At 39.4% G+C, this 24,555-nt stretch carries 19 protein-coding genes, 2 tRNA genes and 2 riboswitches; of the genes, 12 read left to right on the plus strand and 9 right to left on the minus strand.

What is annotated here, in order from left to right:
• Positions 1-27: 27 nt before the first annotated feature.
• On the plus strand, positions 28-627 hold the full coding sequence (gene pth / locus NYP65_RS00830; RefSeq protein ID WP_473410477.1) for an aminoacyl-tRNA hydrolase: 600 nt from the start codon (positions 28-30) through the stop codon (positions 625-627).
• On the plus strand, positions 617-4,252 hold the full coding sequence (gene mfd / locus NYP65_RS00835) for a transcription-repair coupling factor (protein ID WP_473410478.1): 3,636 nt from the start codon (positions 617-619) through the stop codon (positions 4,250-4,252). Before pth ends, mfd begins: the two co-directional genes overlap by 11 nt.
• 78 nt (positions 4,253-4,330) lie before the next feature.
• On the opposite strand, the gene NYP65_RS00840 is transcribed toward mfd, so the two are convergent.
• The 3 genes from NYP65_RS00840 to NYP65_RS00850 are packed head-to-tail and all read right to left on the minus strand — an operon-like array spanning position 4,331 to position 7,040.
• Positions 4,331-5,146, minus strand: coding sequence for an ABC transporter ATP-binding protein (locus NYP65_RS00840; RefSeq protein WP_473410479.1), 816 nt, complete (start codon positions 5,144-5,146; stop codon positions 4,331-4,333).
• Positions 5,147-5,189: 43 nt separating this feature from the next.
• Positions 5,190-6,221 carry an ABC transporter substrate-binding protein gene (locus NYP65_RS00845; protein ID WP_473410480.1) on the minus strand — a complete coding sequence of 344 codons (1,032 nt, stop codon included), beginning with the start codon at positions 6,219-6,221 and terminating at the stop codon, positions 5,190-5,192.
• Positions 6,222-6,251: 30 nt separating this feature from the next.
• Complete coding sequence (locus NYP65_RS00850; protein WP_473410481.1) at positions 6,252-7,040, minus strand: ABC transporter permease; 789 nt, start codon at positions 7,038-7,040, stop codon at positions 6,252-6,254.
• 10 nt (positions 7,041-7,050) lie between these two features.
• Positions 7,051-7,157, minus strand: a riboswitch (TPP riboswitch).
• A 147-nt stretch (positions 7,158-7,304) separates the two neighbouring features.
• Between NYP65_RS00850 and eno the strand changes: the two genes are divergently transcribed.
• From eno to NYP65_RS00890, 8 genes are all read left to right on the plus strand, one after another.
• Entirely contained in the window at positions 7,305-8,600 is a 1,296-nt protein-coding gene (gene eno / locus NYP65_RS00855; RefSeq protein WP_004111823.1) for a phosphopyruvate hydratase, read from the plus strand.
• Positions 8,601-8,810: 210 nt separating this feature from the next.
• On the plus strand, positions 8,811-9,725 hold the full coding sequence (locus NYP65_RS00860; RefSeq protein WP_004130482.1) for an L-lactate dehydrogenase: 915 nt from the start codon (positions 8,811-8,813) through the stop codon (positions 9,723-9,725).
• Between the two features lie 147 nt (positions 9,726-9,872).
• The gene (locus NYP65_RS00865; RefSeq protein ID WP_032839234.1) at positions 9,873-10,514 is read left to right on the plus strand and encodes an FtsB family cell division protein; all 642 of its coding nucleotides are present in this window, start codon (positions 9,873-9,875) and stop codon (positions 10,512-10,514) included.
• A gap of 74 nt (positions 10,515-10,588) precedes the next feature.
• Positions 10,589-12,220 (plus strand): DUF501 domain-containing protein, encoded by a 1,632-nt coding sequence (locus tag NYP65_RS00870; protein ID WP_032839236.1) that lies wholly within the window; start codon positions 10,589-10,591, stop codon positions 12,218-12,220.
• A gap of 41 nt (positions 12,221-12,261) precedes the next feature.
• Positions 12,262-12,345, plus strand: a tRNA-Leu gene (locus NYP65_RS00875).
• Positions 12,346-12,575: 230 nt separating this feature from the next.
• Entirely contained in the window at positions 12,576-13,745 is a 1,170-nt protein-coding gene (locus tag NYP65_RS00880; protein WP_016829565.1) for a branched-chain amino acid aminotransferase, read from the plus strand.
• 186 nt (positions 13,746-13,931) lie between these two features.
• Positions 13,932-14,687, plus strand: a complete 756-nt coding sequence (locus tag NYP65_RS00885) for a trimeric intracellular cation channel family protein (protein WP_032815160.1) — start codon at positions 13,932-13,934, stop codon at positions 14,685-14,687.
• 71 nt (positions 14,688-14,758) lie between these two features.
• Positions 14,759-14,950: riboswitch (Lysine riboswitch) on the plus strand.
• 51 nt (positions 14,951-15,001) lie between these two features.
• Positions 15,002-16,450, plus strand: a complete 1,449-nt coding sequence (locus NYP65_RS00890) for an amino acid permease (RefSeq protein WP_032812801.1) — start codon at positions 15,002-15,004, stop codon at positions 16,448-16,450.
• A 62-nt stretch (positions 16,451-16,512) separates the two neighbouring features.
• Here the strand turns inward: NYP65_RS00890 and NYP65_RS00895 are convergent, their stop codons facing one another.
• Positions 16,513-17,451, minus strand: a complete 939-nt coding sequence (locus NYP65_RS00895; protein WP_346284434.1) for a hypothetical protein — start codon at positions 17,449-17,451, stop codon at positions 16,513-16,515.
• A gap of 183 nt (positions 17,452-17,634) precedes the next feature.
• A tRNA-Asn gene (locus NYP65_RS00900) sits at positions 17,635-17,707 on the minus strand.
• A gap of 260 nt (positions 17,708-17,967) precedes the next feature.
• Here NYP65_RS00900 and NYP65_RS00905 point away from each other — a divergent pair.
• Together NYP65_RS00905 and NYP65_RS00910 are read left to right on the plus strand one after the other, a co-directional pair.
• Positions 17,968-18,708 carry a M23 family metallopeptidase gene (locus NYP65_RS00905; RefSeq protein WP_060785942.1) on the plus strand — a complete coding sequence of 247 codons (741 nt, stop codon included), beginning with the start codon at positions 17,968-17,970 and terminating at the stop codon, positions 18,706-18,708.
• An 89-nt stretch (positions 18,709-18,797) separates the two neighbouring features.
• Positions 18,798-20,621 carry an AMP-dependent synthetase/ligase gene (locus tag NYP65_RS00910; RefSeq protein WP_473410482.1) on the plus strand — a complete coding sequence of 608 codons (1,824 nt, stop codon included), beginning with the start codon at positions 18,798-18,800 and terminating at the stop codon, positions 20,619-20,621.
• 104 nt (positions 20,622-20,725) lie between these two features.
• Here NYP65_RS00910 and NYP65_RS00915 read toward each other — a convergent pair whose 3' ends face one another.
• The 4 genes from NYP65_RS00915 to NYP65_RS00930 form a co-directional block, all read right to left on the minus strand.
• Positions 20,726-22,444, minus strand: a complete 1,719-nt coding sequence (locus NYP65_RS00915) for a type 1 periplasmic-binding domain-containing protein (protein WP_004131048.1) — start codon at positions 22,442-22,444, stop codon at positions 20,726-20,728.
• A gap of 74 nt (positions 22,445-22,518) precedes the next feature.
• A complete protein-coding gene (locus NYP65_RS00920; RefSeq protein WP_004133024.1) occupies positions 22,519-23,325 on the minus strand; it encodes a fructosamine kinase family protein in 807 nt (268 codons plus the stop codon).
• 89 nt (positions 23,326-23,414) lie between these two features.
• Complete coding sequence (locus tag NYP65_RS00925; RefSeq protein ID WP_346284436.1) at positions 23,415-23,858, minus strand: DUF2871 domain-containing protein; 444 nt, start codon at positions 23,856-23,858, stop codon at positions 23,415-23,417.
• Between the two features lie 74 nt (positions 23,859-23,932).
• A complete protein-coding gene (locus NYP65_RS00930; RefSeq protein WP_101889338.1) occupies positions 23,933-24,373 on the minus strand; it encodes a hypothetical protein in 441 nt (146 codons plus the stop codon).
• Positions 24,374-24,555 lie beyond the last annotated feature (182 nt).

Raw genomic sequence — 24,555 nt, forward strand, 5'->3', positions numbered from 1 at the left:
TTGAGTTTATAAGATTGGGTGTGAATTATGGCTTCGGATTTTTGGCTTATTGCTGGCCTTGGCAATCCTGGATCTAAGTACGAAGGTACTCGTCATAATATGGGATTCATGGTTGCGGATTTGCTCGCTGAGCGATGGTCAATATCTTTTTCTGATCATAAAGGCTTGTCTAAACTTGGCAAGGGAGTTATGAATTTAGACGGTAAGTCCGCAAAGTTCTTCCTTGCTAAGCCGCTTACTTTTATGAACGATTCTGGAGCTGCAATATCTTCTATAAGTTCTTATTATCAAATTGAGACTGACCATATTGTGATTGTTCACGACGATATGGATTTGGATTTTGGGCGCATTAAAGTAAAAGCTGGAGGTTCTGCTGGAGGCCATAACGGTATTCGTTCTATTGATCGCAGTCTTGGAACTCCGCAATATGCGCGCGTAAGAATGGGTGTTGGGCATGCTCAGCGTGGTGCTCATGCTCACGATAATACTGTTAATTGGGTTTTGGGCGGATTTGCTGGTGCGCAAAAATCTGAACTTCCTAATTTTTTGACAGATGGCGCAGATGCTGTAGAAAGTGTGATTTTCCGCGGGCTTGCAGCCACTCAGGAGCATTTTAATGGCAGATAAGTATGATTCTTTTGCTAACAAAATGCTAGATTCTAAAGATTTTAATATTTCTGATGCTTCTTTTGAAAGCATACTTAAAGATATTTTTAAGAAAAATGATTCGTTTAAGTCTTTAGCTTTGCTTGAAGAAGATTTTTCTAATCCTCTTAATGTGTATTGTCCAAGTGGAGCTAGATCTGCTGTAGCTGCTGCAATGGCTACTAAAAAGCCTGTTGTTTTAGTAGTTCCATCTGGTAGAGATGCTTTGGAATCACTTGAATCAATACGAGATTTTTATAATGGGAACCCTAAAGATATTGCTAATCTTGAAGCTTGGGAAACTCTTCCGCACGAGCGTCTTTCTCCTAGAGCAGATACTGTAGCAAGCAGAATGGCGGTTTTTAGGCGATTAAAGCATCCGCAAAGTGGGGAAGATAGCAAAAGTGGCAAAAGCGGCAAAAGTGGCATGTTTAGCCCAATTCGCGTTCTTGTTATGCCAGTTCGATCCCTTATTCAGCCAGTTGTTAAGGGTCTTTGCAACGTAGAGCCGCTTGTTTTTGAATGTGGCAATGAGATTTCTATTGAGGTTGCTACAAAGCGACTTGTTGAAAACTCGTATAATCGCGTGGAACTTGTTATGAATCGCGCTGAATTTGCTGTTCGAGGCGGAATTATAGACGTTTTTCCTCCAACAATGGATCATCCTGTGCGTATTGAGTTTTTTGGAGATGAGATTGACGCAATCAAACAATTCCACGCATCTGATCAGCGCACTTATGGGAAGAATATTAATAGTGTTTGGGCTACACCTTGCCGAGAATTGCAACTTACAAAAGATATTCAAAAACGAGCGAAGTCTTTGATTGGTAAGATTCCAAATGCTCAAGATATGCTTGAATCAATCGCAAATGCAATACCCGTAGAGGGTATGGAGTCTTTGATTCCAGCATTAGTTGACAACATGGAACCAGTGGAAAATTTGCTTGATAAAAACGCAATAATTTTGGTTTCCGACTTAGAAAAATGCAAGCGCGCAGCTAATGATTTAGTTAAAACAGCAAACGAGTTTTTGGCTGCAAGTTGGCATGTTGCTGCGTCTGGTAAGGGTGCTGGCGCTCCAATAACATTCGATAAAGCGAGTTTTCTTGATTTTGGCAGTGTTTTAGAAAATCTTGAAAATAACAATCATCAAGTAATTAACTTAAACAGTTTTGCAATGGATTCAACGAGTAAATCGCAAGCAACCGTTGATTCTAAAGAAGAAAACGAAAATAAAGTCGTAAAAAATAACTATTTAGACTTGTGCATTAAATCTCCTCAAGAATTTAGAGGAGATAGTGAGAAGATTTCTAGCGGAATATCTGGTCTTATTTCTAACGGATACAAGGTTTATATTAGCGCTGCTTCAAGTGGAATTTTATCAAGGCTTGCGCGAGCTGTACGTGCAAGTGGCGTATTTGATTTTTCGGCAGTTCAAACGAAAATAGTTGATGGTTTTATAGATACGCAAAGTAAAATCGCAATTCTTAGCGAAAGAGATTTAACGGGAAAGTCTTCTTCTGCAAGTGGTTTTAAGTCGCCAAAGCGTAGAAAAAAAGAAATCGACCTTCTAGACCTTAAGCCAGGAGATTTTGTTGTTCACGAACAGCACGGAATTGGCAAATTTATAGGCATGAGGCAGAGGAATGTAAAAACCTCAAACGGAGAAGCTACGCGCGAATATTTGGAAATTGAGTATGCTCCAAGTAAACGCAATGCTCCTGCAGATAAGCTTTTTATTCCAACAGATCAGCTTGATTTGGTTAGCAAATATATTGGCGCAGAGATTCCAAAGCTAAATAAGCTTGGAGGTGCGGACTGGGCTGCTACAAAAGAAAAAGCGAGAAAAGCTGTTCAAGAAGTTGCTCAAGACTTGATTAAACTTTATTCTGCACGAGCGTCTAGCAGCGGATTTGCTTTTAGTGCAGACACTCCATGGCAAAAAGAGCTTGAAGATGATTTTCCATACCAAGAAACTCCAGATCAGCTTACGACTATTGACGAAGTCAAGCAAGATATGCAAAAGCCAATTCCAATGGATAGGCTGATTTGCGGAGACGTTGGTTTTGGCAAAACTGAGATTGCTGTGCGTGCTGCTTTTAAGGCAGTTCAAGACGGCAAGCAAGTGGTTGTTCTAGCGCCAACAACTCTTTTAGTTCAACAACATTACGAGACTTTTACTAATCGTTTTTCTGGATTCCCCGTAACTGTTGCTGCAATGAGTAGATTCCAAAGCGAAAAAGAGGTTAACAATACTATTCAAGGCCTTGAATCAGGAGAAGTTGATGTTGTTATTGGCACGCATAAGCTTTTGAATCCAAACATAAAATTCAAGGATTTAGGTTTGGTGATTATAGACGAAGAGCAGCGTTTTGGTGTTGAGCACAAGGAGACTTTGAAAGCTTTGCGTACAAATGTAGACGTTCTTAGTCTTTCTGCAACGCCAATTCCTCGAACGCTTGAAATGGCTGTTACAGGTATTCGCGAAATGTCTACTCTTGCTACGCCTCCGGAAGACCGTTTGCCAGTCTTGACTTATGTTGGAGCTTACGAAGACGCGCAAGTGGCAGCTTGCGTTAAGCGAGAGTTGCTTAGAGGTGGCCAAGTATTTTATGTGCACAATCGAGTAGAAGATATTAGTAAAGTTGCGACTAATATTCAAAAACTTGTTCCAGATGCTAGAGTTGCGATTGCGCACGGAAAAATGGGTGAGAAGCAGCTTGACACTATTATTCGTGATTTTTGGCATAGAGATATTGACGTTCTTGTTTGCACTACGATTATTGAAACGGGATTAGATATTTCTAACGCTAATACGCTTATTGTGGATCATGCAGACAGATTCGGCTTAAGCCAGCTTCACCAATTGCGCGGGCGCGTTGGCAGAGGTCGTGAGAGAGCGTACGCATACTTTTTGTACGATCCTACTAAGCCGATGACTCAACAAGCGCATGATCGCCTTGCAACAATTGCTCAATATACTGCTCTTGGATCTGGATTCGATGTTGCTATGAAGGATTTGGAGCTTAGAGGCACTGGAAATTTGCTTGGCAATGCGCAAAGTGGCCACATTGAAGGCGTTGGATTTGATTTATACGTGCGAATGGTTTGTGAAGCTGTTGAAAAATACAAAGAGCCAGAGCATAAAGAAACTGTTTCCACGTCTATTGATTTGCCTGTTGAAGCTTCTCTTCCAGTTGATTATATTGCTTCCGACAAGCTTCGTTTAGAAGCGTACCGTAAGCTTGCTTCCGCTAACAATAATAAGGATTTGCAAGAGTTGCGAGATGAGTTGCTTGATCGTTTTGGTGAGCCGCCTGAAGCGTTTAGCATATTGTGCGATGTTGCTCGCTTGCGTTTTAAGGCTCGTGATCTTGGTATTACGCAAATTAGCTCTCAAGGTAAATCGGTTCGTGTTATTGGTTTAGATCCAAAAGAATCATTGTGGATGCGTTTGCAAAGGATTTACCGCGGAGTTAAGTATCGTCCGCTTACTCATACGCTTATTATTCCATCGCCTTTTGAATCTTTACTTGGAACTAGCGCAATGAGTGAGCGCGAAATACTTGATTGGGTGCGCCAACTTCTTGAAGATTTAGCTTGGTAAGGTAAATCTTGCACTGTTTATAAATAAAGGCGGCCGCTATTTTTGCAGTCGCCTTTATTCACATTATTTTTGCGTTACTTATTGCAAAGCTTCTCTAAGCTCATCTTCTATTTCACTATGATTTACAGGGCGATTTTGAGCGTCAAGATGCTCGCGATCAATGTTCCATTGCTTAGCAATCTTGCCATTTTTTATCATAAGAATGCGGTTAGAAAGTCTTACAGCTTCCGCAATATCATGCGTAACCATAAGTGTAGTCCAGCCATATTTAGCTTGAAGATTATTAAGCAAATCTTGCATATCGAAGCGCGTAAGAGCATCCAAAGCTCCAAAAGGCTCGTCAAGCAACAATAATTCAGGACTTCTAACTAAAGCTCTCGCTAAAGATACGCGCTGCTGCTGGCCTCCAGAAAGCTCAGAAGGCCACTTGTTATCGTAGCCTTCAAGGCGCATTTGGCAAAGCGCTAAATGCGCAATATTCTTAAGATCTTGCTTGCTTCCTTCCATGCCGAAAACAACATTTTTGTTTACAGAAAGCCACGGTATTAGTCGTGCATCTTGAAAACCAATAGCCTGACGGCTTGTTGCATGAATGCTGCCTTCGCTAGGAGTAAGAAGTCCTGAAATTATTTTCAAAAGCGTAGTTTTTCCGCATCCCGATCTACCAATAAGCGAAACAAATTCGCCCTTTTTAATTCTCATCGTAATGTTTTCCAATACAAAAGAAGAATTATTTGCAAAATCGTTTTCTGTATTTTTATCTTTTGCACTTGCGAAAGAAATGCCCAGATTCTCTATACTAACGCAGTAATCGCTATCGTTAATATTTGATTTGCAAGTAGATTCTTTGGAAACTTCTACATTGCTACGCTTATGAAAAATGCTATTAAACATAGTCGTATTCTAAAGTCGTATTCTAATTACAATTAGTAATCGTTTACTTGCTGCAGTCGATTACAGCTTTAGAGAAATCAGGAACTTCTTTAATGAATCCGTATTTAACATATTCCTTAGCTTGTTGTTTAAGCATTTTCATAGTTTCTGCATTCATTGGTCGAATTTGCGGAATGTCAAACTTAGCTAATTCTTTCATTGTTTCATCGGATGCACCAAACTTCTTATACATATCAAGAATAATCGAATGCTTCTTCTTAACTCTTTTACCTTCTTCTACTAAAGCACGATACATTTTCTTTAATAGCTGTGGGTGCTTTTTAGCAAATTCAGCAGATGCAACTTGGATTCCGAAGTTAATATTTCCATAATCTTTTGCAGTGACTAGAAGTTTTGATCCTGGAGTTGCAAGAGCTGCAGCAAAGTTCTGATCGAAGGTTGCTAATGCGTCAACTTGACCAGTTGTGAATGCTGCATGGAAGTTCTTTGGACTCATCTCTACTTCTTGAACTTTAGATGGGTCAAGTCCTGCTTTTTCAAAGGCTTTGTGAATTATATAATCTCCACTTCCACCTTTAGCAATAATTCCAATCTTCTTTCCGTACAAGTCTTTAAGCGATTTGATTCCGCTATTTGGTGCTGCTACGATTCCTTGAGCGTTTCCATTGTAATGGTTAATAGCATAAGCAACCCATGGCTGGCCTTTGGAGATAAAATGAATAAAATGGCCAGATCCTGTGGTTGTTACGTCTGCGTTTCCAGAAGTTACTGCAGTGTTTGCTTCTGGAGGAACATATGGCCCGCTAAATGTAACCTTTGCCTTGCCAAAGATCTTATCTGCCATCTTTGTGTTATTTGAAAGAGTTGTTAAATAATTTGCAGAAGTCAAGTATGCTACTCTTAAAGTTCCAGTATCTTCTTTTACTTGCTTAGTAGTATTTGTGGAAGATTTTGCGGATGATGCTTGTGTTTTATTGTTCGAGCTTCCGCATGATGCTAGGGTGATTGCTGCGCAAAGCGCGCAGAAAGCTGCTAATGCTCGCTTACTTGTTGTAGATAATGCGAATTTAGCCATTTTATTCTCCTAATTATTTTGCTAATATTCTTAGTTTTGTTTGAGTTTAACGATGGATGAACGTCGCTCAGGCATGCAAATTTTTTCTAAAAGTGTTGCAATTCCTTCAGAAAGTAGGCCTGCAATCGCGTATAAAACTATGCATAGCAGCATTTGATCTGGTCTGTAAAATTCTTGTGATCTTGCAAGAACATATCCAATTCCTTTTGAAGCGTTGACTGTTTCACACGTTACCAATGCCACCCAAGACACTGATATTGCAAAGCGTAAAGCAGTCATAAAGTTAGGTAGCGCTCCTCGAAGAAGAATTGTGAAAAATACTGTTTTGCTATTTACTTTGTATGCGCGAGCTAATTCCAAGAGTTTGGGATCAATATTACGAACTCCATCCCTCATATTTACGTAGAACGTTCCAAATACGCCTATAGCAATAAGAGCTATTTTCATAGTCTCACCAATGCCTAATAAAATAATAAGCAAAGGTGCTAGTGCAGTAAAAGGAACAGACCGTAGCATGTGGCCAGGCTTGTTAATAATAATGTCGCCCAGCTTTGTGCTACCAGAAATAACTCCTGCTGGAACTGCTATTATCATTCCTAAACATAATCCTGCAATAACTCTTGCAAAACTAATTCCCAACGAAGGCCAAATTAAACCTTCTGAGTTTAATTCTTGAAAAGCGTTAATTACTTCTGCAGGTGATGGAATGTGCCTAGTCTCTTTAGGCCCAAGTGTAGCTAAAAACCATCCAATAAGTATGACAAGTGTGGAAAGCCATGGCACACATAAACGTAGTGAAGAAGATGCATTTTTTAGCATGCTCTTACAATGGCTAACCATTCGACATTCCCTTCGATAGTACTAGCTATATCAGGTTCGACGGGTATGATCTCAGCAATTACAATCAAGCAAATAATTGCACCCCGTGCCAGTTTGTTATTATTGTACAAAGGTGTGGACAAATTAACAAAAGCTTAGATTATATAGTCTTGTATGCTTAACGACTTACGTTGCGAAATAACGTCCATAAAACGCATTAATCTTAAATATGTTACACAACCAACAGATAAATAAGGAGTAGTTGTGGCAGCTATTGAAAGCGTATATGCACGCGAAATTTTGGATTCTCGTGGAAATCCTACTGTTCAGGTTTATTTGGAGACCGAAGATGGCGCTCAAGGAATTGGTTTAGTTCCTTCTGGTGCTTCAACTGGTGAGGCAGAAGCTTGGGAGCGTCGCGATGGTGACAAGTCCCGCTACCAGGGCAAGGGTACTTTGGAAGCAGTTAAGGCTGTTAACGAAGTAATCGCTCCAAAGGTTATTGGCATGGATGCCTCTGATCAGCGCGCTCTTGATGAAACAATGATCGAGCTTGATGGCACTCCAAACAAGGGCAAGCTTGGCGCAAACGCTATTCTTGGCGTTTCTCTTGCTGCTCTTTATGCTGCTGCTGAGTCTGCTGAGCTTCCTTTGTATCGCTACATTGGCGGTACAAATGGCCACATTCTTCCAGTTCCAAACATGAACATTATGAACGGTGGTGCTCACGCTGATTTTGCAACCGATATTCAGGAATACATGATTTCTCCATACGGCTTTGCTACTTATAGCGACGCTTTGCGCGCTGGCGTTGAGGTTTATCACACCTTAAAGAACGTTTTGAAGAAGGAAGGCTTGGCTACTGGTCTTGGCGACGAAGGTGGCTTCGCTCCAAAGATGAAGTCCAACGAAGATTCTTTGAAGTACATTATGGATGCAATCGAAGCTGCAGGTTACGAGCCAGGCAAGCAGATTGGTATTTCCCTCGACGTTGCTTCTTCTGAGTTCTACAACAAGGAAACTGGCAAGTATCGTTTCGACGGCGAAGAGCGCGAATCTGCTTACATGCTTGATTACTACGAGAAGCTCATTAACGAGTATCCAATCGTTTCTATCGAAGATCCATTCCAGGAAGAAGGCTGGGATGATTGGGCAGCAATCACCAAGCGTCTTGGCGATCGTTTGCAATTCGTTGGTGACGACTTGCTCGTTACTAATCCAAAGCGTTTGGCTAAGGGCATTGAGCTTGGAGCAGCTAACTCCTTGCTCGTAAAGTTGAACCAGATTGGTTCCGTTACCGAGACTCTCGACGCTATTGAGCTTGCAACCAAGAATGGCTTCACTTCCATGGTTTCCCACCGTTCTGGCGAAACCCCAGATACCACCATTTCTGATCTTGCTGTTGCTAAGAACACTGGCCAAATCAAGACTGGTGCTCCTGCTCGTGGCGAGCGTATTGCTAAGTACAACCGCTTGCTTGAGATTGAAGAAGAGCTTGGTTCTACTGCTCAGTATGCTGGTTACAGCGCATTCAAGGCTTGCAAGAAGTATATGAAGTAATATGCTAGAGCTTTTATAAGTTCTACGTAAGTCTTGTTTAAGATCTAGACTGTAGCATAATTCGGCCAGTCGCATTCGTGCGATTGGCCGTTTTTCGTATATTTTAGCGATTTTTTGAAAAAATATATAAATTTTTCTAAAATTACTTTTATTCTCTTCAAAATAGTGCTATTTTTTATGGAAAACTAAAAACGGAAGGAGATGTTTCATATGAGAAAAGTCGCAGTTATAGGCATGGGAAACGTTGGTGCAGCAGTAGCGCATCAACTTGTTGTTGGCGGTCATGCTGATGATTTGTATCTTTATGATACAAACGAGGCAAAGGTGAATGCCGACGCATTGGATTTTGAAGATTCAATGGATAATGTGCCTTTTAACGTTAATATTACTGTTAATGATTATGAAGCATTAAAAGACGTAGAGGTAATCGTAAGCGCCTTGGGTCACATAAAGCTTTTGGACGTTCCTCATCCAGATCGTTTTGCAGAGCTTAAGTATAATCGTAAGGAAGTTGCAGAAGTTGGTGCAAAGATTAAGGCTTCTGGATTCCACGGTGTTTTAATCGACATAACAAATCCTTGCGACGCTATTTGCCAGCTTTACAAGGAAGCTACTGGTCTTCCTTACGAAAAGATTATTGGAACTGGCACTTTGCTTGATTCTGCGCGCTTGCATCGTGCAGTAGGCAAGTTCTTTGGCGTGCATCCAAAGGCTGTTAAGGGATATAGCTTGGGAGAGCACGGTGATTCGCAATTCGTTGCGTGGTCTACTGTTAAAGTCTTTGAGCAGCCTATAACAGAACTTATTAAAGAAAAGAACATGGATTTAGACGCTATTGACGAGGAAACTCGCGAAGGCGGATTTACGGTGTTCTACGGAAAGAAGTACACAAACTACGGTATTGCTGCTGCTGCAGTTCGTTTAGTAGATGCAGTTCTTTCGGATTCTAAAGAGCAAATGCCTGTTTCTAACTATCGCGAAGAATACCATTCTTATCTTTCTTACCCAGCAATTGTTGGTAGAGAAGGAATTGTTAAGCAATGCCAGCTTGATTTGACTCAAGAAGAGTTGCAAAAATTGCAACATTCTGCGGATACGATTTTGAGCAAAGCTCAAATGGAGTAATCTAAAGTCAAAAGTATAAAGACTAAAGCTAAATAATAAGCTTAATAATAAAGCTAAGAGTTGATTGCGGTCAGTGGACTTGTGTTGCTGGCCGCAATCTTATAAGCGCGTGTGCGTCACGTCGAATATTCAAAGTAATTTAGAAGTATGATTTTAAGAAATCGCCGCATGACTGCAAATACAGTTGACGAATCAAATCAGCCTCAAACAAAGAAGCTGTTTTCTGGTTCAATCGTATTTGTTTCCATGATAGTTGTTGTATTTCTTTGCTGTATTGGTCTTATATCAACAATTCGTAACTATGCTTTAAGTTTGGCAGAATTGCACGCTTTGCAAAGGGATGAGTCTGCTTTGAAAGATAAAAAGCAAGCTCTTAATAACGATGTAGAGCGTTGGAAAGACAAGGCGTATGTTGCAGCTCAAGCAAGGGAAAGATTGGGGTTTATATTTCCAGGGGAGCAGGCTGTTAGAGTAGAGCATCCAGAGGCGATTACGGGTTCTGTTCCAGAATCGTTTAATAAGGATGATTCTTTGTACGAAGATAGAAAAGCGTTGCCGTGGTATAGTGACTTGTTTTACGCGCTTCACAAGGCAGACAAGCCAGACGATATGAGCTTTAAGGCTAAAGAAAATGATTCCAATAGCAAGTCTTCTAAGATTAATACCACTAAGCAAAGTGGCAAACAAAATAATCACTCCAATAGCACAAGCAAGTCTAATAAATCTAAAAGTAATAATGAAAAGTCAACAAACAAAAAACATAGTAATAATAGTAATAAAAGTAGATAGAATTAAAACTAGATAGAATTTAACAATAAGAGTTATATACGATTTTAAGATGCGCAATGCATATGGAGTGTAACATGGGCCTAAACGCAAAGTTATTAGTGAGTTCGCTACTAGAGAATCCTGCAAATAAAGCAGACAAAAACATTGTAAAGCGTCAATTAGGAAGATTTCCAAGGGGCATGGTTGCTGTTGGCGCTAGATGCGTTTGTGGTAGGCCACTTGCTGTTATTACGCGTCCATGCTTAGAAGACGGAACTCCTTTTCCTACAACATGCTATTTAACAAGTCCAGAGGCTGTTAAAGCTGCTTCGCACCTAGAAGCACAAGGCTTTATGAAGGAATGCAATGATTTGTTAAACACTAACGAAGAAGTTGCTAAAAAATACGAATATGCGCATAAAGCGTATTTAGAGTTTCGCAAAGAGTTAGCTGATCGATTAAACGATAGCGAAGAGCATATTAAAAACATGAGTGCAGGCGGAATGCCAGTTCGTGTTAAATGCTTGCATGCTTTGCTAGCTCAAAGTCTTGTTATGGGCAGAGGTGTTAATCCTATTGGAGATATTGTTTTAGACAAAATCGCAAGTGAGTTTAGTCCAAAAGTTTGCAAATGCACTACTCCTTGGGAAGATAATGACTATGCTCAAAATGAAGATGAAGAATCGCTCAATCTTGGTTGTAAAAAAGTTAATCGAGAAGGCGTATGTAGCAAGTCTGTTTGTGTTGCTGCAATCGATTGTGGAACTAATTCGATTCGTCTAAAAATTGCTAGAGTTGATGAAAATGGCATGAAAGATGTTGTTCCTAGAATGCTTAGGGTTGTACGCTTGGGGCAGGGAATTGACGAAACGCATATGTTTGCGCCCGATGCATTAGAGCGTGTAAAAGAAGCTGCTAAAGAGTTTGCTAAGGTTCTTAGCGAGCATAAGGTGGATGCTATTCGTTTTGTTGCAACTTCTGCAACAAGGGATGCTCTAAACAGAGATGTGTTTGAACAAATGATGTTTGAAGAACTTGGAGTGCATCCAGAGGTGATTAGTGGAACTGAAGAGGCTGCTTTGAGTTTTTTGGGAGCAACAAGTGTTGTTTCTAGAAAAGACTTGCAAGCGCCTTATCTTGTTATTGATTTAGGCGGAGGCTCCACAGAGCTTGTTTTAGGCGGAGATGGCGTAAATATTGCTGAAGATAAGGTTGATTCGGCATATTCTATGAACATTGGTTCTGTGCGCATGACTGAGCGTCATTTGCATACGGATCCGCCTACCGAAGAAGAGATATCTTGTGCAATTAAAGATATTGACAAGAATATAGATGAAGCGTTAAAGCATGTTGATGCTGGTAAAGCGCGCACGATTATTGGTGTTTCTGGTACTGTTACAACTATGGCGGCTCTTGCGATTGGCTTAAAGCATTATGACCATAAGGCTGTTGATGGAGTAAAAATCGCGTTAGATCAGGCATATACGGTTAACGATAGGTTCTTGCATATGTCTAGGGAGAGGCGCCGCACGTATGCAACGATTCATCCTGGAAGAGTTGACGTTGTTGGTGGAGGTGCAGTTGTGCTAAGTCGCGTTCTTGAGCGTCTTGCTAAAGAGGCTTATCAAGATCATGGTGGCGTCTTGGAAACTTTTGTTGCAAGTGAGCACGGCTTGCTGGATGGAATCACTCTAGATTTGGGTCGTAGAACACTCGCCACACGCTGAGTTGTTTTTAATTGTTTTATATGGCATAATTAATGACTGTTGCCTCCGTGGCGGAATTGGCATACGCATCAGACTTAAAATCTGACGCCCTTACGGGCTTGTGGGTTCGAGTCCCACCAGAGGCACAAATCTTACGCTGTGAATTTATTTTTTTCGTATATTATGTTAATTCTTTGTTGCAAATCGTAAATCTTTAGCCTAAATGCTTGTTTTTCTATAAAAAATATTTGTATACGGGCTTGCGTTAATTGAGAATCGTACTAATCTATACCATTAATTGCATTAAAAGCAATTGCAATGCATTAATTATAAAGCAATCACAAATACAGTAATTGCAAATAGGAAAAGAGACATAATGGCCGATTTAGAAGTCGCTCCAGAGTTTAAGGATGCCTACGGTTCTTACGATCATAGCGATCCTGCTCTGTTAAACAAATTAGCTGGCAACTTTACCGTTTTGCCTAACGACAACCCAGTTTCTAGCGCTAAGCGCAACGAACTTATTGATAAGCCAGCATTTGGTCAGATTTTCTCCGACAATATGGTTCATATGTCTTGGACCAAGGGAGAAGGCTGGTCCGATAGGCGTGTTGAGCCTTACGGTCCGTTGAAAATGGATCCAGGCGCATCTGTTCTTCATTACGCGCAAGAATGCTTTGAAGGATTAAAGGCTTATAAGCGTTCCGATGGTTCTGTTTGGCTTTTCCGCCCAGATATTAATGCTGCGCGATTCCAAAATTCTGCTAAGCGTTTGTATTTGCCAGATCTTTCTATTGACGATTTTATTGGGTCGGTTGCAGCTTTAGTTAAGCGAGATAAAGATTGGGTTCCAAGCAGGCGCGAATACACGCTTTATATGCGTCCGTTCATGTTTGCTTCCGAGCCTTTCCTTGGTGTTCGCGAAGCTCACGAGGTTGAGTATTGCGTAATTGCTTCTCCTTCTGGCCCATACTTTAAGGGCGGCTTAAAGCCTGTTAGCATTTGGGTAGAAGATCAATGGTTCCGTACTGGTCCTGGTGGAACTGGTTTTGCTAAGTGTGGCGGAAATTATGCTGCTTCTTTGCTTGGCGAATATAAGGGTATTGAGCACGGATGTGAGCAGGTTTGCTTTGTGGATGCTGCAACTAAGACTTATTTGGAAGAGCTTGGCGGCATGAACATGTTTGCGCTCCACAAGGATGGTCATTTGGAAACTCCATCTTTGACTGGTAGCATTCTTCCAGGCGTTACTCGCCGTTCTATTATTCAACTTGCAAAAGAGAAGGGTCATGATGTTGTTGAAACTATGATTCCTCTTAAAGGCTTGCTTGACGACATTCGCTCTGGAGAAGTTACGGAAGTTCTTGCTTGTGGAACTGCTGCAATCATTACTCCAATCGGCAGGTTTAAGTCGGAAGAGTTCGATCTTAAGGTTGCAGATGGTGGCGTTGGAGCCCTTACGCAAGAGCTTCGCGATGAGCTTCTTGGAATTCAGCTTGGAGATGTTGAAGACACTCACAACTGGATGTGGAAGGTGTGCGACTAGTTAAGAATTGAAATCGTTTAAAATTAGTCGTAAAAAACGTTAGTATATTTTATTTAGCGCGTCATTGTATGTTTATAACATTTTATGTTTATAACAAGTGGCGCGCTAATTGTATGCTTGGTTAGATATAGGTTAATTGTTGGTTAGATTTTGTTTTGAGTGTTTAGCGCATGGAAAGGAAGTATTGTGGAAGGGGCATTAGGTGACAACGTTTTCTTCCTTGTTGTTGAATACATAGCTGTGGGTTGTTGTGGAATGGTTGGCGGAATGTGGGCTATTCGCAAGAACTACGATATTTTTGCAATAATTACAACGTCTTGGCTTACAGCATTGGGTGGTGGAATTGTTAGAGATGTTTTGCTTGGCGCTTTGCCTCCTGTAGGAATTGCGGATAGGGGATTTGTTTTTACGGGTCTAGCTTCTGGTGTTATTGTTGCTTTCGCTCATCTAGAAATTGATGAGTGGAAGTGGTTTATGTTAACTCTGGACGCTTTAGCATTGGGTCTTTTTGCTGTAAATGGCACTGCTAAGGGGCTGGATTTTCACATGTCTGGAATGGCGTCTGTGTTTTTGGGCATGGCAACGGCGCTTGGTGGTGGATTAATTCGAGATATGGTTTTGAATCAAGTTCCTGTAATTGTTCGAGATAAGCATTGGTATGCGCTTCCTGCTGCAGTTGGGTGTGTTTTAACAGTATTTGTTGTAAAAGCGCAACGTGCAGGGTGTTTTGATGTTATTACAGAGATGATTTTAGATACTCTTATTGTTGTGCTAGTAGTTGCGATGCGATTAATGTCTGTAAAGTTTGATTTAACGCTTTTTGGCGCAATGAATCGCAAATCGCCAATAAAAATAAATAAATATCGCAGACATAATGCATATAGTCGTAAAATTTCCGATAAATCCATAAAAAATACAGAAAAAAATAATCAAAATAAGTAGAAAATCTAGTCTAATCTGAATAAATATCGGTTAGTGTCTAGAGTTTGTCTTTGCCTATCTTAATAATAAAACACATCGACCAGAGGTCGCGCTCAACAAGAGTAGCAATCATTAGCCAGAAAGAGGCGTTAAGTGGTTTGCAAAAGGGAAGAGCGCCGAAGTTTGTAGGTTATTCTTTCTAGCTTACAAGCTGGGACTTGGCTCAATAGGCCAAGGACTGTCGCAGCAATTTTGGCAATTTGCTGCGGAGTGCTATCGACATGCATACTGTTGCCTGTTTGCCTCTGTTTGAATATTGTCAAAAGGAGGAAACAATGAGTAACAACAGTTCATCAACTACAGAATCTCAAACCGTTCATCGCGGTCTAAAAACACGCCACATTTCCATGATTGCTTTGGGTGGAAGCATTGGAACAGGCTTATTTGTAGCTAGCGGTGCAACAATCCACATGGCAGGCCCAGGGGGAGCGCTTTTAGCGTATGCTGCAATCGGCATTATGGTTTATTTTCTTATGACATCTCTTGGCGAGATGGCAACTTATATGCCAATTAGTGGATCTTTTGCATCTTATTCTGGAAAGTTTATTGATCCAGCTTTAGGATTTGCAATGGGCTGGAATTACTGGTTTAACTGGGCAATTACAGTTGCTGTAGATATAAGCACTGCAGCAATCGTTTTGCAATATTGGCTTCCTAAGGTTCCAATATGGGTATTTTCGCTAACAGTTCTTGTTATTATTCTTTTGATTAACATTCTTACTGTTAAGTGCTTTGGAGAAACCGAGTATTGGCTTTCGATTATTAAAGTTGTAACCGTTATTATATTCCTTGCTATTGGTTTGCTTACGATTGTTGGAATTTTAGGCGGAAAAGCGCCATTGCTAAGCAACTTTACGCATAAGAATGCTCCATTTGCTGGCGGAATCCCAGCTGTTTTAGGCGCGTTTGCTATTGCAGGCTTCTCTTTCCAGGGAACAGAGCTTATTGGCATTACAGCAGGCGAATCTGCAACACCAGATAAGAGCATTCCAAAGGCTGTAAAGCAAGTGTTCTGGCGTATTGTTTTGTTCTACATTCTTGCAATCTTTGTAATCGCATGCATTATTCCATACACAAGCCCAAGTTTGCTTGGATCGGAAGCTAGCGATATTTCTATAAGCCCATTCACTCTTGTGTTCCAGCGTGCAGGATTGGCAGTTGCAGCAACAATTATGAACGCTGTTGTGCTTACATCTGTTATTTCGGCAGCAAACTCTGGAATGTACGCTTCTACTAGAATGCTTTACGCTCTTGCAAAAGATAATCACGCTCCAAAGATGTTTGGAAACGTAGATAGAAGAGGTGTTCCAATGCAATCTTTGGTTGCAACGTTTGTTGTAGCTCTTTTAACATTCTTGATGAGTATTTTTGGAACGCAAATTTACATGTTCTTAGTTGCTGCAAGTGGTTTGACTGGATTCATTGCCTGGGCAGGAATCGCAGCTGCGCACTATAGGTTCCGCAAGGCGTATATTGCTCAAGGAAAGTCTTTGGACGATCTTGTTTATAAAGCTAAGTGGTACCCATTCGGCCCTATTGTGGCTCTTGTATTGTGCATTTTGGTTATTGTTGGTCAAGATCTTGAATCGTTCCACACGCTTAATTGGCAAGCGATTGGCATAACTTATATGTCTGTTCCGCTGTTCATTGTGCTTTATGTGGGATACAAGATTAAGTACCACACCAAGGTTATTCCTTTAGATCAAGTTGATTTAACAAAGTGATTTAGAATATAAAAAATGCGCTCAGTGATTTGCTGAGCGCATTTTTTATTGATTAACAGAGGTTAGTTGGCGTTCGTTCCGCCGGTAGTAGCTGGTGGAGGTGTAGTCACGTTGCCACCTGTGCTGTCTCCAGGGGTAACTGGAGGGTTTTGTGTACCGCCAGTAGAACCGCCAGATCCAGGAGCAGGAGGTGTAGGTGTAGGAGGAGTAGTTTGCTTCTTCTTCTCCTCCTCTTCCTTTTTCTTTCTATCTTCTTCTGCCTTCTTTTCTGCAGCTTTCTTTTCTTCTTGTTCCTTCTTTAGCTGTTCTCTAAGCTCTTTTTCAATTTGCTTTCTTAATTCTTCTTCTTTCTTCTTTTCTGCCTCTTTCTTTTCTGCCTCTTTAATGGCTTCTTCTTGAGCTTTTCTCTTTGCTGTTTCTACAGGATCTGGAGGAATGTTAGGAATGTTAAGTCTTGGCCTACGGTTTACTCTAGGCGCTTTTCTAATAACAGGATCAGTAAGCTTTTGTAATTGCTTTTGGCTTTCTTCTTCCTTCTTTTTGTCTTCTTGAGTAGACTCGTCGCCTGCAGCTTTATCAATCATAATAGAAGTGATGCTGCGAATTCGTTGAGCGTTATCGGAATACCATTGCGCTGCTGCAACAGCTTGAGCATTTTGCGCGCCTAAAGCTTCTGGTGAATTTGCGTTGCACACAACTGTTTCTGGAATGCGCAACTTCATAAGCTTATTTAGTAGTTTGCCGTTTTCGGAATCTTCTTTAGCAAAAGACACAAGTAGAGAATTTTTAATAAGTTTGTTCCAAGATTTGTTTGCTTTAGTTACTTGCGCAACTTGAACTTCGCAAGCTTTACGAGCCTCTTTTACGCGAGCAGAATGCTGAGCGTTCCAGCATATTGCGCCTATGCAAATAACTAGCGCAAGTACTACAACGCCAGTTATAAGAACTATCATCTTCTTTTTATTGCCATTATTCATGACTTTGGAGATGTTTTCTAACATATTTATCCTCTGTTTATCAATATTTGCCAAGATTTGCTTTATGCAAACGACCTTTACAGTTTACGCCAAAGCAAGTACGTAATGCCTTGCAACTTATAGGTTTTTGAGAGTTTGACTTAGCTTTGATGTAGCTAAAATTTTTATAAAACAAAAAACCACCAGACGAACTGGTGGTTTATTTTGCTCCTGCGGCTGGGCTTGAACCAGCGACCATTCGATTAACAGTCGAACGCTCTGCCAACTGAGCTACGCAGGAATATCTTCCATGCTTGGCTTTGTGCCGTGCACAAGACATTTATATTACACGGAATTTGGCAATATGCAAATATATGCTCGTTTGGGCGTGTCGAAAATTGTTAAACGTTGAAATATCAAGGTTTTATAGCCTTTAACCACATTGCTTAAAAAATCTTTACTAAAAAAGAATCGTATGAAAAACTTTTAAGAACGCAAAATAAATTAGCAAAAACCCTTAAAATACGCCATTTTTAGTGTGAAATTCAAAGGAGAGAAAATATGTGGAAAATATTTAAGATGGAAGTCATTGATAAAAAAATGATGCAAAGAATCACCAAAAAAATTAATAGAATAAAAAAATATGTTTTGAAACATAAGATAATTTTTGTATACATAATAGCGTTTTTTGCTTTGATTGCATTTATTACACTAATTCGTGTTCTAGAAAATACGAGTATTAGCAAAAGCGTTGAATATGAGTACATTCAAGCGAATCAGCAAGATGCGTATACGCAATATGCGAATACTTGTAAAAATAATTCTAAAAAGCATGTTTTAGCTACAAGTATGAGTGAGGATTCTAAGGAGGAATATTGCAAGTCTAGGATGATATATCCAGTAAAAGAAGCAAATATTATTAAGGATTTTGATGCTCCAAGCAAGCCTTGGCTTGCAGGCCACAGAGGTGTTGATTTACAAGCTAAAGAAGGCGATGAGTTGCGCGCTCCACAAGACGGAATAATCGCCTTTGCGGGTCTAGTCGCTGGAAAGTCTGTTGTAACAATAAGTCATGGTGTTTTAACATCTACATTTGAGCCTGCATATACCGATTTGCCTGTTGGATCAATTGTTAAAAAAGGTCAAAATTTTGCATATGTAACAGTTGGATCGGATCATTGCGATAATCTTTGCGTTCAATGGGGATTAAAACGAAAAAACAGAACGTACGCAAACCCAAAAAAGATGGTTCAAAAACAAAAAATAGTGTTAAAGCCAAAAGAAGACTTAAAAGAAAAATAGTAAAATACGTATCGTATAGTGTGTATAGATTCTTGAGTAAAATGTTGAGAATCATTGCTTAAACAATATGCGCAATTTAAGGAGCGGTTATGCAAAAGTATTCTCGCAATCTTGATGAGAAGATTGATTATGACGCAAATGTTTTTTCGCTTCTTGAAGATCGCGTTAATCGCAAGCCAAACGACCCTTTGATTGAATACATTGCAAAAAGCGGAGAGTGGAATTCTTTTAGCGCTAAAGAGTTTAGAGATTTAGTTATAGCGGTTGCAAAAGGGTTTATAGCGCATGGCGTTATGCCAGGGGATTCAATATCTATAATTGCTCATACTTCTTGGCAGTGGACTTTGCTAGATATGGCAATAATGTCTATTGGAGCTTTAACTGTTCCAATCTACGAAACAAGCTCTGTGAGTCAAATAGAAAACATTGTTAACGATTCCAATGTGAGCATGATTTTTGTTGAAGACGAAGCAATTAGAGATAATGTATTGATTGCAAAAAAGTCGTGCAAATGTCTTGAAGAAATATTCGTATTGAGTTCAGATGCAATAGATGCGTTTATTGAATACGGAAAAACCGTTACGGATGCAGAATTTTACGAGAGAGAAAAAGCTGTTAGAGGTAAAGATTTAGCAACAATTGTTTATACTTCTGGATCTACTGGAGAGCCAAAAGGTATTGAGCTTTCACATGGCAATTTTGTTTTTATAGCAAAGTCTGGAATAGTTTCTATGCCAGATATAGCGTTAAAAAGTAAGAATGGTAGTCCACGACTTTTGCTGTTCCTTCCTCTAGCACACGTTTTTGCACGATATATGCAATTCTTTTGCTTTACTGGAAACGTTACACTTGGATTATCTAGTAATCTAAAAACAATACTTAGTGACTTCAAAAGCTTTAGGCCAACATTCGTGCTTGGTGTTCCTAGAATATTTGAAAAAATCTACAATGCGGCTTCTCAAAAAGCAGGCAGAGGATTAAAAGGCGTTATATTTGCGTTAAGCGTAAAAGTTGCTAAACAATGGTCAAAGGCGCAGCAAAATGGTGCAATGGTTTCGCCATTGATTGCAATAAGTCACGAATTCTTTAAAAACACTGTATATAAGTCGATTTTGCAAGTTTTTGGAGGATGTGTTGAATACGGTGTTTCTGGCGGTGCTCCTTTAGACACGTCTATATCTCACTTCTTTAATGGAATTGGGCTTCCAATCCTTGAAGGCTACGGAATGACAGAAACATGCGCTCCATCAATGGTAAACCCTACAAAGGGATACAGAATTGGAACAGTAGGTATTCCAGTTAAAGGCGTGTCTGTTGCAATAGATAATGAAGGTGAGCTTTGCATTAAAAGCCCTGCAGTATGCGTTGGATACCATAATCATCCAGAAATAACAGAAAAGCAAATAGTAAATGGTTGGCTGCATACGGGAGATTTTGGCACGCTAGAACCAGATGGATTTGTTAGGATTACAGGCAGAAAGAAAGATTTAATAATAACTGCTGGCGGTAAAAACGTTTCTCCAAGCATTCTAGAAGCTTCTGTTATAACTTGCCCAATCGTTTCTCAATGCGTTGTTGTAGGAGACAGAAGGCCGTTTATATCGGCAATTATTGCGCTTGATTTGGCAGAAGTAAACTCTTGGCTTATATCTAGAGGGGCAGGACCTGTGCGCTCGCTGGATGAAGCTCGAAAAAATTCGATTGTAAGGTCCGAAATTGAGCAAAGTGTTGTAAAAGCAAATTCTAAGGTTTCTAGAGCACAATCGATTAGAAAGTTTGAGATTGTTCCAGACGCGTTTACGCAAGAAAATGGATTGGTTACTCCAAGCCTTAAAGCAAAAAGAAGCGTTGTTTTAGAGCGTTATAAAGATCTTATTGAAAATAAGATTTATGCTCCAAGAGTTAAGAGATAATCGAATTAATCTCTGTTAATAGAGCACAAGCTCGGGCGTAAGCTTAAGTTGATTAGCGTAATGCGTTAGCGCAATCGTTAGAGCAATGTATTAGCGCAAATCAATTAAAGACCTGCGTCTGCAAGAGTCACATAGCCTGGGTCTATTAAAAGCGCTTTAAGATTAGTTGCGCTGATCGCAAGAATAGCTTCACTTGCAACTGGTACACCTTTTTGCGAATCACTATTGTTTACAAAAATGGTTACATCTTCTAGTTGCGTAATCTTTCCAGTAGTGTTTAACGAATTACACTGTTTTGCAACATCGCTAGAAATCTTTTGGATGTTTTCTATAGAAGTCATCCATTGCTTTCCGTTTACAAGATTAGGCAAAGCGTCTTTGTATGCTCCGTAGCCTGTAATAACAGGCCATTTTGAATCGTTTGCAATAGTGTTTGCATATTCACTTTGACTATCTTGGATGCTACTTTGATTGCTATCTTGTGAGTTTTTATTTTTGTTACTTTTTTCGTTTACTTTTTGTTTTTTGAGCTTATTATTTTTTACATTAGATGGCAAAGGTACGCGCTTTTTGCTTAAATTACGTTTTCCAATAAAGTTTCCAATAATGTCTGGAAGAGTAAACGAAGGATTAATGTCTGCAGAGCTGCCCTTATATCCAAGCTCTTCTAAAGCGCTTTCTGTTTGCATAGCAACTTGATCTTCTAACGCAATAATTCCATCTACGTGTTTTGTTGGAGTTGCTTTAGAATTATTTTTTTCAATAAGTCTAAATTCAAGTTCTGCTTTAACAGAATCAGAATTATCCGCATCTATAGCAACGTTTTCCCAATCGTTTTCAGTGGAATTTTTGTTAAGCTTTCCAGAAGGAGAAAACATTAGTCCAGATTCAAAATATGGCTTTAGAACTTTCCAGATTCCTTCAAACGCAAGTTTGGAAAATTCGTCATCAAAATCTGGAGTTTTATACAAAGAATCCTCGGAGTTTATTGTGCGTTTGTTTATTCCAACATGAAAATGAACATTTTGCTTTTGATTATGGCAAGGCAAAAGCACTTCCACGCTTTTTGGATTATCTTTAGATGCTTGATTTAGAGCCAATTTTTGTACAAGAGTGTAGGCTTGAATCTCTCCAATTCTTTGTGCGGAAGAAAGATTAAATAGAATATCTGGATTAAATCCCTTACTCAGTCTAGAAAGCATAACAACGTGCATTCCAGCTTTTTTAGCAAGCTCTAAAGCGTTAGAAAGTCTATTTTCTGCTTCTTCTTGATTCTTTAAATCATCGTCATTTAATTGATCACTATTTGAATCTGGTTGAGTTACATAATCTCCATAATTGTTGTGACCGTTTTTATTAGTCCAAGGAGCAACAACAATAGTCGTTTTTGAAAGCTGCTTTTTTGCGCTATCTTGAAGATTCTTAACATTTGTTTTTGCGCTTTTACTTTTAGTATTTTTAGCGCTGTTTTTAGGATTTAGTGACGTAATAGTGTTTACAACATAATCTTGAATATCTTGACTTTGATTATACAAGCTGTTAGAAGACTTAGTTGTGATTGCGTTGCTAGAAAATCCTTGCTTTTTTAACGATTTTACTATTTCTGGAACAAGATTATCCCATGTGCTTAATGGAGTTTTTCTACTTAAATTTAGGCCATCAGAGGGTGTAAAAACTATAACGTTGCCGTGGTCCACTTGAGCTTTTGCGCTAGGAGACGCGTTTTGTGCACTAGATCCGCATGCGCAAATCGCAAGAAGCATTGTGCTAGCTGCTATAACAGCAATAGTTTTGCGCAAAATATGCTTATGCGTGCGAATCATAGTTAAAACCTTTCGTAAATTTTAGTTTTGTACTTACTTGTCTATTAGTTTCTATTAAATTATCTAATGCAAATTTACCTATTAAGCAAATCCAAGCACATATCTCGATATTCGCTAACGTAGCCTCCACCGAAGAAAACACAATGACCAGCAATAGGGTAGAGTTGCCAAATTGTCATTCGATTTTCAAAACCAGATTTTAGTGGATGAACAGACTGGTAGCCGTCTAGAATCTGCTTAAAATAGCTGATTCCAAATAAGTGAAGCATTGATAAATCTTCTTCGCGGTGGCCGCCGTGAGCTGCAGGGTCAATTAAAACAGCTTCTGTGTGTTCTCCGTCTTCGCTTTTAGTCCAAAGAACATTACCGCTCCACAAGTCTCCATGAACGCGCGCTGGCTTATCTTCAGCGGCTTTTCCAAGCAAATCTGGCAAAGCGCCAATAACTTTATTTGTAAGATCTAAATCGCTTTTTGTAAGACTTCCTCTAGAAATACCAAGATTTACCATTGGCAAAAGTCTGCCTTCTGCCAAATAGTCAATAACGTTACTCCAAGTGCCGCAATCCATTTTTACAGGGTCGCTTAATGGTCCAAAATAGCATGTGCCATTATAGTCTGCAGGAGCTTCGCCAAAATATTTTGCACCAAAATCGTGCATGTGTGCCAAAGACGCTCCAAATTCAAACGATGCTAAAGGAGTAGGGCTTGTAGTTTCAATGCGTTCAATGTTTAAGTAGTCTTTTCCCCAATCAAAAACTTTAGCTACTTTAGGCCCGCCATAGTCGTAAGCTTCTCGAAGCCAGTTAAGGCCACGACCTTCGCATTCAAAGAATCGTTCTGGTGCGTATGATCTACTCTTTTTATACACGTTATTACTCATAGCAACCTTCTTAATGTAGTAGCATATGCGGCTTATAGTTACACACTTAACAAATATTTTATGAATAAACTAAATTATTCCTATCATTACTATTCTAATGAAGTATTAGCACAATGAGTGATGCTGCGTTTAATTTGCAATAATATGAGTACAATACTTACACCAAGTAGGATGTGTCCGATTCCTGCTAAACCAGTTATGGAAAAATCTATAGATGGACTGAGATGTAGACGCATTACTTGTGCAATTCCACGAGTAATCATCATTACTGCTGTTAGGTTGAGTCCAATATGATAAGTTATTAGGATTCTTGTAGTTTTTTCGTTACTAAAACTGAAGTTTTTCTCAAATAGTATGAGTAACAGAAAAACAACCATGCCAAGCATAAAGTAGTGTGTATGAACTACAGCAAGCACAGTTTTTGCATGGAAAGCATTAAATTTTGTAAATTCGCGATAAAAGACGCCGCCAATCATGGCGAGGACAGCATACAACAAAGACGTATTAATATAACGTTTCATAACATGGTTCATAGTAACTTCCTTACGTAGAGTGATAGTCAAATATTCCTTAGTAATGTTGATGTCGTTACAAGTGTTTGTAAGCGCTATTGCATAGTATGAGTGTTTTTGTAACGCGGACATACAGTTTTAGCAAAATGATATCCAAAAAGCAATCCTGCTAAGGCTAATGCAGAGCCTAATCCCGTATAAAACACGGCAATAAAGCGTTCTGGAGCTATATTTGTTGCACGAAGAACAATTCCAAAAGTCATCATAAAAGCCATGATTATAAAAGATTTAACGTCAAAGAATTTAAGGAAAAATTGCTTGTTTTCTTTGTAAGCGTTGATTCTAGACACATGCTTTTTAACAAGTTTTCCAAAAATAAACACTTGGAATATTACAAAAACAGCTAAAGATAAAGTGAAGTTAATAGGAGTTAAAAAGTTTGAGTATGCATTAACACCAATCTTAAGAATGTTAAATCCAGCAAATCCCCATACAAGGCATGCGATTAATAAAAGCGTGTTCTTTGATACCTTCATAACTAACCTCGTTAAATCATATTATTTCTAGTAAATTCTTATGTTAAACTCTTAAAACAATTGTAGTAATGATTTTTATAAAAAACGCTAAATAATAGTATTTTGTGAATTGTGCATTAAAACTTTCAAAAAACACAATAAAATATGCTTAAAAGTTGTAAAAAGTGTTGCAAATTGACGAT

The organism is Gardnerella sp. c12Ub_1 (assembly GCF_055804375.1).